This window comes from Acinetobacter sp. ANC_7634 (assembly GCF_056779875.1).
Genome location: NZ_JBWYIT010000014.1, coordinates 52,539 through 60,994, shown reverse-complemented (window position 1 = coordinate 60,994; position 8,456 = coordinate 52,539). Strand labels below are relative to the sequence as shown.

The following is an 8,456-nucleotide window of genomic DNA, read 5'->3' as shown; positions in this document are numbered from 1 at the left end:
AGAAGTGAAACCTCTTAGCGCTGATGGTAGTGTGGGGTTACCCATGTGAGAGTAAGTCATCGCCAGCTCATTATTCTAAACACCCCCTTCATTCGAAGGGGGTGTTTTTTTATATATATAAATTGAATTTGAAAATAATTAAAACCTTGTAATTAAATAAGAAGCTCCATTCAGTTAATTTATGCTAAACAATAAATGCCTTAGTGATAAGGCTAATATCATAAAAACAACCCAACTAATTAGTTGAAAAGCTAAATAATAAACAATAATGAATGGTTCAAAAAATGAATGATTTACAATGAAATTTTTATTTACAAAGAGCATCAAAGTTGACTATTAAATAAAATGCCAATCCTAATTTGCAGATTGAGTATTAAAAATCAAGATTTCAGTCGAAAGGTTATATAAGAATTCATTCTTAGTAACTAAGAATAAATATAAAACTCTTAAAACTTGAATTTTCATGATTTTTTATGCCAATTGAATTATTAATCAATCTATTAAATGAATAGTCCACTAGAAAGTTGTATAGACAAAAATCCTAATTTATTGCATTTATATAAAATATGAATCTTGGTTCATTATTTTAAAAATACTCACAATTGGAGGTGAGATAAAAATGACAGCGCAGACAATGAATGTGAATGCTGTAATTGATAATGCAAAATTTAAACCCTTTCATTTATCAATCGTATTATGGTGTTTATTTATCGTAATTTTTGACGGTTATGATTTAGCAATTAATGGCGTAACGTTGCCACTTCTTATGCAAGAGTGGGGTATGACTTCTGTCCAAGCTGGGTTATTAGCGAGCACAGCGCTAGCGGGAATGATGTTTGGTGCGATGCTTTTTGGTATGTTGGCAGATAAAATTGGTCGAAAAAAAGTTATTTTAATTTGTGTAACCTTGTTCAGTGGTTTTACTTTTTTAGGAGGATTCGCAAGTAATCCAACAGAATTTGGAATTTTAAGATTTATTGCTGGACTTGGTATAGGCGGTGTTTTGCCAAATTTAGTAACTTTAACTTCTGAATATGCACCACAAAAATTGAGAAGTACCTTAGTTACGATTATGTTTAGTGGCTATGCAGTTGGCGGAATTATGGCGGCTTTATTGGGTGTAAAATTTACACCTGAATTTGGTTGGCAGATTATGTTCTTTATCGCAGGAATTCCATTATTAGTATTACCGTTTATATGGAAGTATATGCCTGAATCACTAACATTTTTAGTGAAACAAAAAAATTATGAACCTGCCTCAGGAATTATTAATAAGATCAACGCAGATTTAAATGTTAATTCTACAACTCATTTGGTTCTAAACGAAATTAAACTACCTGATGCATCGGTTAAATCTCTTTTTACTGATAATAGAGCGACAACGACGTTGTTATTTTGGTGCTGCTTTTTTATGTGTCTTTTAATGACATACGCATTAGGAAGTTGGTTACCAAAGTTAATGATGGCTGCAGGTTATTCTTTAGGAAGTAGTTTAACGTTTTTACTTTCATTAAATATTGGCGCTGTCATCGGTACTATTGGTGGTGGAATTCTAGCAGACAAATTTCATCTCAAACCTGTAGTGATTTCGATGTTTGTAATTGGAGCTTTTGCTTTATTTGGATTAAGTTTCAATTCGCCGCCAATGGTTATTTATCTACTTGTGGCATTGGCTGGTGCAGCATCAATTGGTACAAGTATTTTAATATATAGCTATGTAGCGCAATCTTATCCAATTGCTGTACGTTCAACTGGGATTGGTTGGGCTTCAGCAGTAGGGCGTATAGGTGCAATTGTCGGCCCCATTGTCATTGGTATTCTTTTAGGAATGGAATTGCCGCACAAATGGAATTTCATTGCCGTTGCTATACCAGCAGTAATTGGTGCAATAGCCGTATTATGTATTAAAAGGACAAAAGTGATTGAAACAGTTCCTGAAAAAATAAAAATCGCATCTTCAATTACACAGTAGAATAAAAGCCTCATAAGAGGCTTTTTTTATAAATGTGATTTTAAAATTTTTTGATGCTCTTTAACCTGTTTGGCATAACGTTTACCTTGTTTTTTCATTTTTCGATTTGTGTTGTATCCAGTAGGTCCAACGTTGTAATAGGCCAGTGCTTTTTTCCAGCTACCAGCAGATTGATTATATTTTGATAGGATAAAAGTCCCACAATGTATATTAATATTTTCTTGAAAAAGGTCACCTGGACAAGATTGTTGCCAATATCTAGGGATAATTTGGGTAAGACCTACAGCACCTGCTGGTGATACTGCATAATTTCGATAACTCGATTCTTGTCGAATAAGAGCGGCCATTAACAGGGGGTCGACATCAAATTGTTGCGCACTTTGCACAATTAGTGGTGAAACCCTATTTGCGGTGTCTGGGTGTACAGAGTATGCCTTTTGAATACCTGTTGAAAGTTTTGCGGCGCGTTTTTGTACTGAACCACCACCTAAAGATGAGCAACCGACAAACACGATACACGATGATAGAACTAAACTATATTTAAGGAAAGTAAAGGATGGGGGAGGTGATTGTAAACGTTGTAAAAAAAGCAAAATAGTAACCGTACAAATTCAATTTGCAAAAATCATAAGTAAGCTGGTGATTGGGGTCAAGCCCTAGATAAATTGGAGTGTTGTAGTTTTGCAATATATTGATGAGTAAGATAAATAGATCAGAAAAACTTTAAAATTGATTCAATATTTTCTTATAATAATGCCATTATTAAATGCCTGAAATCATCATGACGCCAGCTTGTAAATTTCTAAAAAACAAAAAGATAGATTATTCTGTTCATGAATATGAGCATGATCCTAATGCTGAAAGTTTTGGTTTAGAAGCAGCTCAAAAATTGGGTTTATCTGTACATGAAGTTTTTAAGACACTTCTAGTGACAGATGATGTCAATTATTTTGTGACAATTTTACCAGTGGACCATCAACTTAATTTAAAAAAGGCGGCGAATGCTTTCAGTTGTAAAAAACTTAAAATGGCTGATCCGAAAGTGGCTGAGCGTCTGACCGGTTACTTAGTGGGTGGGATTAGTCCAATTGCTCAAAAAAAGCGACTTAATACAGTCATTCACCAATCGGCAAGTTCTCTTAAAAAGGTGTACGTGAGTGGTGGAAAACGAGGGCTAGATATCGGATTAGATCCTCAATTATTGGCCCAAGTATTAGATGCTCAATTTAAGGACATTGTGGATCACACTTAATGTTTGATCACTACATTTGACGTAGATTGGTTAGATATTCTTGAGCGATAAAAATTTCTTGATCATCAGGTGGGCATACCTTGTTCCATTGATGTTCTTGATCTAATTCCCAAGCACGTTGATTATCGTTCAGATAATTCAGTAGACCATCTTTAATAATCGTTTTCTTTAGTTTTTTATCTTCAATCGGAAAACAAGTTTCTACTCTTGAAAATAAATTACGTCCCATCCAGTCTGCACTTGAACAATATAATTTCTCATTGCCTTGATCTAGAAAATAGTAGACCCGTGTGTGTTCTAAAAAACGTCCTACAATGGATCTGACGCGGATATTTTCTGATAACTGTCGTACTTGAGGTCTTAATGAACAGATGGAACGAATGATCAGATCGATTTGAACACCTGCATTTGACGCTTGATAAAGTGCCGCGATTAATTTAGGTTCAGTTAAAGCGTTAACTTTGATAATAATATGCGCTTTATGACCAGACTTAGCATGGTGGATTTCATTGGCAATGAGTTTTAAAAGCTGTTCATGCAAGGTAAAAGGTGCATGGAACAGCTTTTTAGGCTTTGCCATTTTTCCCATACCTGTCAATTCTTGAAAGATTTTATGGACATCTTCACAAATGTCATCATCAGTGGTCAGAAGACCGTAATCGGTATACATTTTTGCATTACCAGCATGATAATTGCCAGTTCCCAAATGAACATAACGTTTCAGATGATCTGCTTCTCTACGAACAACCAGAATCATTTTAGCGTGAGTTTTATAGCCCACGATGCCATACACAACAACAGCTCCAGCTTCTTGTAGGAGGTTGGCGACCATGATATTGGATTCTTCATCAAATCTAGCACGTAATTCAATAATCGCAGTAACTTCTTTACCATTTCGTGCTGCTTCTGCTAAGACCTGAACGATCTCTGAATCTGGTCCGCTGCGATAAAGAGTTTGCTTAATTGCCAAGACATTAGGGTCTTTTGCAGCCTCTTTTAACAGGTTGATGACGGGTGAAAATGAGTCAAAAGGATGATGTAAAAGGACATCACGTTGTTTTAATACATCAAATATACTTTTTGATTGTCTCAATATCTTCGGTATCACGGGTTGATAGGGTTTAAACTTCAAATCTGGACAATCAAAATCTGAAAATAATCGAGCTAAATTTACAGGACCTTGAACACGATAGAGTTGTGAAGGTTCTAAAGAAAATTGTTCAAGTAGATATTGGTTAATCGTTTCTGGGCAATTGTGATCAATTTCAAGTCGAACTTCACGTCCAAATCTTCGCGAAGAAAGTTCATCTTTAAGAGCAACTGCCAGATCGTCTACATCGTCAGCTAAATTTAAGTCAGCATTGCGTGTAACACGGAATTGGTAGCATCCTGTCGCCTTCATTCCTGGAAATAAGTCATTGATATGTTGTTGCAGAATAGCCGACAACAGGATGTAATGTTGCTTACCTTCGCATAAGTCATCAGGAATTTTGACCGCCCTTGGCAAAGTTCTCGGTGCAGGTACGATCGCGAGCTCAATCTGACGACCAAAAGCATCTTTACCTTCAAGCGTGACAATAAAATTAAGGCTCTTATTGACTAAACGGGGAAAAGGATGGGCAGGGTCTAAACTGATGGGCGTGATTACTGGTTGAATAAATTTACTGAAGTAGTTTTGAATCCATTCAGTATATTTATCTAAAATTCCATGATATTGGATAAATTCGATACCATAAGATTTAAGTTGAGGAATGAGCTCGTTATTAAGTATCTGATATTGTTCTTGAACCGCATGATGCGTTGTTTTAGATATTTGTTCTAAAATAATTTCATTGGGAATAGCATCAGCCGCAGTAGTTATTTGATTTAATTCGATCTGTTTTAAAAGTCCAGCAACGCGTATTTCAAAAAACTCATCTAAATTCCGAGAAAAGATGATTAAAAAATTTAGTCGCTCTAATAAGGGGTGGTGAGGGTCTTTAGCTTGAGCTAAAACTCGTTTATGGAATTCTAATAATGAAAGTTCGCGATTAATGTAAGTGTCTGAATTGTGTTGAAAGTTTTCAAAAGAGTGCATAGTACCAATTATTGCTTTTTGAGCCGTCAGGAAAGACCTTGCAGCGATGGTACGTTTGATGTGTGACAGTAATATTACATTGATTGGTATATATTCGATAAATATATATAATTGGATTTATTTTATTTTAATCAAAAAAGCACACAATAAGTGTGCTTTTTTTAAATCAATTAGGGCTTAGAAATCGTAACGGAAACCTAAAGATAAACCTAAAGCATCCTCACCTTTGAAACCCTTCACATTATTTGTACGTGCTTGTTCCCACGGTGTAAGGCTTGAGTTTTTGTCATTAAGCACAGTTGCGACGTTACCGTAAACACGAACTGCTTTATCAAGACGATGTTCAAGTCCTAAAGCAATGAGTGTTGCGTTCGCATCTTTAGCATCTACATCACGGTGCATCACTTGACCACGGATATATGTTTTTGGTGCAAATTTATAATCAGCTGCAACACCAATGACTTGTGCATCAGGATTTTTTACGTCATTGTCATGAGTCATATATTGATATAAACCACCAATATTTAGCTCAGGTGTGATTTTATAAGCACCAGCTAAACGGAAGCCATCACGTTCGCCGCGAGTCGCATCTTCTTCATAGTGTTCATAAGCAGCTGCGAAATCAACAGGACCTTCTTTATAGGTCAATGCAAGATCGTAAGCTTTATTCTTTTTAGAGTCGCCTTTCTTTTGAATAACTTCACCAGTATCTTTATCTACAATTGTTTCCGTGAAGCCTGGAGAATTGCTTTCGTGCAATGAAAGTGCTGCTAATACATTGAACCCATTTCCGAATTTTGGTGATTTATATTCGATGGTATTTTCATTACGCTCATCAAAACGTAAGTCACCAGCACGTGTTACATTACGTAAATCACCTACTTGATCGCCGAAAAAGTTAACTGGACCACGTGCTATTTTAAAAGGGCTATCAAAACGACCGACACGAGTTTGACCGAAATTACCTTTTAAGCCAACAAATGTATCACGTGTTGCAAAATCAACACCTGAATTTTGTCCACCGCTAGCAAAGTTGATTTCTTGTTCAATTTGACCAAAAACAGTCATATCATTTTCTAGTTTCTGTTCAACTTTAAAGCCTAGACGAGATGAATTAGATGATAAACCCACTTCATTATAATCTTTACCATCATCAAGGTAATCTAATGAAACATGCGCACGACCATAAATTTTAACGTCGGCTGCCATTGCGATTGATGGTGTAATTAGTGTTGCCCCAACTGCTAATGCACAAAGTGTTTTTTTCATTTCTAGCTCCAGTAAAGACTGATTTATTGTCCTAATAATCATGATCAGTAGTTTTTTTGTAACTACTGTTCTCTATTGGTGCTAAGTATTCATTACAAATAAGTCAGTAATATTAAGAATTTATTTCATTATCATGAAAATGGATAGAAACAATTTATAGTAATCAAAAGGCATAAACCAAAAAAAAGGAGCCAAAGCTCCTTTTTTATGAGGATCTGTTATAAAGCAGCTTTAATCTTCTCAGCCAAAGTCTTGATACGCTCTTGATCACCCATTTGTGCTGCGTGTTTACCCAGTTCATGAATTGAACTTGGAATAAGATGGAAGTGAACGTGAGGCACGGTTTGCCCAGCTGCAGCACCAGATAACTGCATCAACACTATACCTTTTGCATCTAGTGCTGTTTCAATCGCTTTTGCAATTTTTTGAACGATTTGAATCGTGTACGCTGCAGTGTTTGGATCTAAGTCGAGTAAAGTTACGGCAGGTGATTTAGGGATGACTAAAGTATGACCATCTGCCTGAGGCATAATGTCCATAAATGCAAGAACTTGCTCATCCTCATACACTTTAATTGCAGGAAGTTCACCACGTAGAATTCTTGCAAAAATATTTTGATCATCGTAAGCCATAACTATTCCCAGAATGTAATTAGATTGAATTATTTACAGTTCAATTCTTTCTGACGTTGCTTAATGGAGTCAAGCTTTTGTTGCTCTTTTTCTGAGAACTTAGGTTTAGTTGTATTGCAATTTTCATTGCCGAACTTTGCCTTAGTATCTGGATCTTTAAAACAGAAGCCTTTTGATGCATAGATGATGTTGTAATCATCTTTAAGTTTTTCACACTCTTTTGTAGTATCGGCAAAAGCATTAACCCCAGCTGAAACAGATACAGCAGTAATTAAACCTAATAAAAACTTATTCATGAGTATCCTCATTTAGAAATGGACATTTGATATTGTCACATTTCAATTATATGGGCTTTATATGTGAATTCAATGGCGAAAATTTATTCTAAGGTAATTTTGCTCCATGATTCGTACATTTTAACTGCTGTCGAAAAATCACTATTAGGTTCAGCTATTGCATTAGCAGCACCAATTAGACTTTGAGTAAGCGTAATGACAGGTGCGGATAATTTTGCTTGATGAATGAGGTCTACTGCGATACCAGTGTCTTTGCTCAGTAACGGTAAGGCAAAAGTATTTGGAAAACTTCGATTTAATACCCGTTGAGGCAATACATTTTCAGTCACACCACTTTTACCACTTGAAGCATTGATGCACTCTAATGCTTCATTTAAATCCACACCATGTGCTTTAAGTGCAGTAAAACCTTCAGCAGCGGCACATAAGTGAACAGCCAAGAGCATGTTGTTCACTGCTTTCACAGCAAAACCAGATCCTGAGTCTCCTACATGCTTAATCAGTTTACCCATGGCTTGCATTGCTGGTAATGCAGCTTCAAAAGCCGCTTTTTCACCACCAACCATGAAGGTTAAAGTCGCATTTTCAGCACCAATAGTTTGTCCGCTAACCGGCGCATCTAGAAAATATACACCTTTTGATTTTAAAAAAGCTTGTTGTGCTTTAGCTGCATCAGGCACGCCACTGGTACAGTCTACCCAAATTGATCCAGATTTAATGTCGACTTGATGAATGATCTCATTGACTTGCTGACTCGTTGGTAAGCAACTAAAAATGATATCAGCTTGGGCAGCTTCTTGAAGTGATACAGCTTGTGTTTGATATTCAGTTGCATGTTGTTTGGCTTTCTCGAAATTTCGATTCCATACCAAAACTGATTCATAGTGTTTGGGTAAATGAGCTGCCATACGGTAACCCATTGCGCCTAATCCAATAAATGCAACTGTCGTCATTTTCT

8 protein-coding genes are annotated in these 8,456 nt (G+C 36.1%); 2 read left to right on the top strand and 6 right to left on the bottom strand.

Annotation, left to right across the window (positions count from 1 at the left end; all coding sequences use genetic code 11):
* The first annotated feature begins 619 nt into the window (after positions 1 to 619).
* Positions 620 to 1,972: an MFS transporter gene (locus AC1M9A_RS13200; RefSeq protein WP_180028955.1), complete on the top strand. Its 1,353-nt coding sequence runs from the start codon at positions 620 to 622 to the stop codon at positions 1,970 to 1,972.
* A gap of 26 nt (positions 1,973 to 1,998) precedes the next feature.
* Here the strand turns inward: AC1M9A_RS13200 and AC1M9A_RS13195 are convergent, their stop codons facing one another.
* Complete coding sequence (locus AC1M9A_RS13195; protein ID WP_481596600.1) at positions 1,999 to 2,487, bottom strand: lytic transglycosylase domain-containing protein; 489 nt, start codon at positions 2,485 to 2,487, stop codon at positions 1,999 to 2,001.
* Between the two features lie 266 nt (positions 2,488 to 2,753).
* On the opposite strand from AC1M9A_RS13195, the gene ybaK reads away from it, so the two are divergent.
* Complete coding sequence (ybaK, locus tag AC1M9A_RS13190; RefSeq protein WP_481610380.1) at positions 2,754 to 3,224, top strand: Cys-tRNA(Pro) deacylase; 471 nt, start codon at positions 2,754 to 2,756, stop codon at positions 3,222 to 3,224.
* A 10-nt stretch (positions 3,225 to 3,234) separates the two neighbouring features.
* Here the strand turns inward: ybaK and ppk1 are convergent, their stop codons facing one another.
* The 5 genes from ppk1 to AC1M9A_RS13165 form a co-directional block, all read right to left on the bottom strand.
* Entirely contained in the window at positions 3,235 to 5,301 is a 2,067-nt protein-coding gene (ppk1, locus tag AC1M9A_RS13185) for a polyphosphate kinase 1 (RefSeq protein WP_481610376.1), read from the bottom strand.
* Positions 5,302 to 5,478: 177 nt separating this feature from the next.
* Positions 5,479 to 6,570, bottom strand: coding sequence for a porin (locus tag AC1M9A_RS13180; protein WP_180028952.1), 1,092 nt, complete (start codon positions 6,568 to 6,570; stop codon positions 5,479 to 5,481).
* A gap of 218 nt (positions 6,571 to 6,788) precedes the next feature.
* Positions 6,789 to 7,202 carry an HIT family protein gene (locus AC1M9A_RS13175; protein ID WP_180028951.1) on the bottom strand — a complete coding sequence of 138 codons (414 nt, stop codon included), beginning with the start codon at positions 7,200 to 7,202 and terminating at the stop codon, positions 6,789 to 6,791.
* Positions 7,203 to 7,231: 29 nt separating this feature from the next.
* Entirely contained in the window at positions 7,232 to 7,498 is a 267-nt protein-coding gene (locus tag AC1M9A_RS13170; RefSeq protein WP_035266544.1) for a YARHG domain-containing protein, read from the bottom strand.
* Positions 7,499 to 7,581: 83 nt separating this feature from the next.
* Positions 7,582 to 8,451 (bottom strand): NAD(P)-dependent oxidoreductase, encoded by an 870-nt coding sequence (locus AC1M9A_RS13165; protein ID WP_481610375.1) that lies wholly within the window; start codon positions 8,449 to 8,451, stop codon positions 7,582 to 7,584.
* Positions 8,452 to 8,456 lie beyond the last annotated feature (5 nt).

Excerpts from the sequence above, each read along its gene's own strand:
- ppk1 (WP_481610376.1), bottom strand. The coding sequence starts at position 5,301 with ATGCACTCTTTTGAAAACTTTCAACACAATTCAGACACTTACATTAAT.
- AC1M9A_RS13200 (WP_180028955.1), top strand. The coding sequence starts at position 620 with ATGACAGCGCAGACAATGAATGTGAATGCTGTAATTGATAATGCAAAA.
- AC1M9A_RS13180 (WP_180028952.1), bottom strand. The coding sequence starts at position 6,570 with ATGAAAAAAACACTTTGTGCATTAGCAGTTGGGGCAACACTAATTACA.
- AC1M9A_RS13170 (WP_035266544.1), bottom strand. The coding sequence starts at position 7,498 with ATGAATAAGTTTTTATTAGGTTTAATTACTGCTGTATCTGTTTCAGCT.
- ybaK (WP_481610380.1), top strand. The coding sequence starts at position 2,754 with ATGACGCCAGCTTGTAAATTTCTAAAAAACAAAAAGATAGATTATTCT.
- AC1M9A_RS13175 (WP_180028951.1), bottom strand. The coding sequence starts at position 7,202 with ATGGCTTACGATGATCAAAATATTTTTGCAAGAATTCTACGTGGTGAA.
- AC1M9A_RS13165 (WP_481610375.1), bottom strand. The coding sequence starts at position 8,451 with ATGACGACAGTTGCATTTATTGGATTAGGCGCAATGGGTTACCGTATG.